This is a genomic window from Streptomyces anandii JCM 4720, from assembly GCF_014650655.1.
Classification (GTDB): Bacteria; Actinomycetota; Actinomycetes; order Streptomycetales; family Streptomycetaceae; genus Streptomyces; species Streptomyces anandii.
The window spans coordinates 46916-48595 of the sequence record NZ_BMVJ01000008.1 but is presented as its reverse complement, the minus strand read 5'-3'; the positions used below and the strand labels follow the sequence as shown (position 1 = coordinate 48595).

The window sequence follows — 1680 nt, the reverse complement described above, 5'->3', positions numbered from 1 at the left end:
CGATGGCGTAGTGCTGGGTGATGCGGTTGTCGAACAGCACCAGCTGGTTCCGGGACCAGCGCCAGCGCAGCACGTTCTCCGGGCGGGTGACGTAGGCCTGGAGCAGGTCCAGGATCCGCCGCGACTCCGGCACCGACAGGCCCACGAGGCGCTGCGCGAACCCGCCGATGAACAGCCCGCGCTCACCTGTCAGAGGGTGCACGCGGACCACGGGGTGCGCGGTGCGGTACTTGATGGAGGTGAACTGGGCCCGCTGGGCCGCCTTCTCCTCGTCGACCGACTCCTCGGGCACCGCGTAGTCGTAGTCGTTGGTGTGCTCCGCCCACAGGGTGTCCGCCAGCCGGCGCAGCGGCTCCGGCAGGTCGCGGTAGGCCGCCGCCGCGTTGGCGATCAGGGTCTCGCCGCCGTACGACGGGACGGTGATGCTGCGCAGGGTGCTGGCCTGGGGCGGGTTGAGCACGAAGGTGACGTCGGTGTGCCAGTGGTTGGCCCGGCCCCGCTCGCTGTCCACCGGCAGGACGTTGGGGGCGCCCTCCACGGCCGGTACGGTCGGGTGGGCGGTGGTGAGCTCGCCGAAGTGGCGGGCGAAAGCCTCCTGGCCCGCGTCGTCCAGGCGCACGTCGTCGAAGACGAGCGCCTTGTGGACGTTGAGGGCCTCGCGGACGGCGGCGACCGTCTCCCGGTCGAGCGGCCGGGCGAGGTCGACGCCGGTGACCTGGGCGCCGATGGTCGCGGTGATCTTGCGGGTCTCGATGTCTGCCATGGCGGACGTTCCTTTCAGACGGGTGCCGGAGCGGCGGTGTACTGGTTGGCGGGGCGGGGCAGGCCGTAGCGCTCGCGCAGGGTCTGCCGGGGGCCGTACTCGGTGCGCAGCAGGCCGCGGGCGCGCAGGACCGGGACGACGTGCTCGACGAAGGCCTCGAGGCCGGAGGGCAGCACCGCGGGCATGATGTTGAAGCCGTCGGCCGCGCCTTGGGTGAACCACGTGCCGATGGCGTCCGCGACCTGCTCCGGCGTGCCGGCGAAGGTGAGGTGGCCGCGCCCGCCGCCGAGCCGGCCGATCAGCCGGCGCACGGTCAGCCGCTCGCCGCGGGCCATCCCGACCACCAGCGTGTAGCGGCTCTTGGCGCCCTCGATCGCGGACTCGGGCGGCAGGTCCGCGGGCAGTTCCCGGTCCAGTTCGAGGGTGCCCGGCTCCAGGTGCAGCAGGCTCTCCAGACGGGCCACCCCGTGCTCGTGCACGATGTGGTCCTCCAGCTCCCGCTCCGCGGCCAGCGCCTCGGCCTCGGTGGAGCCGACGACGGGCACGATGCCCGGCAGCACCTTGATGTGCCCGGGGTCGCGTCCGGCCTTCCGCGTACGGGACTTGAGGTCGGCGTAGAAGGCCTGCGCGCCGGCGAGGGTCTGCTGCGCGGTGAACACCGCCTCCGCGTACCGGGCGGCGAACGCCTTGCCGTCCTCGGAGGAGCCCGCCTGCACCAGCAGCGGGTAACCCTGGGGCGTGCGCGGCACGTTGAGCGCGCCCTCCACGCTGAAGTACGTCCCCCGGTGCCGGGGCGGGTGAATCTTGGCGTCGTCGCCCCACACCCCGGCCGCCTTGCCGGCGACGACCGCGTCGTCCTCCCGGCTGTCCCACAGCTTCAGCGCCACGTCCAGGAACTCCGCGGCGCGCGCGTACCG

General features: G+C 73.2%; 2 protein-coding genes. Both read right to left on the bottom strand.

From position 1 onward, the window contains the following. On the bottom strand, positions 1–763 hold a 763-nt coding region (locus IE249_RS16190; RefSeq protein WP_229858621.1), incomplete at its 3' end, for a TauD/TfdA dioxygenase family protein. A 14-nt stretch (positions 764–777) separates the two neighbouring features. Next, on the bottom strand, positions 778–1680 hold a 903-nt coding region (locus IE249_RS37460), incomplete at its 5' end, for an NtaA/DmoA family FMN-dependent monooxygenase (protein WP_229858619.1).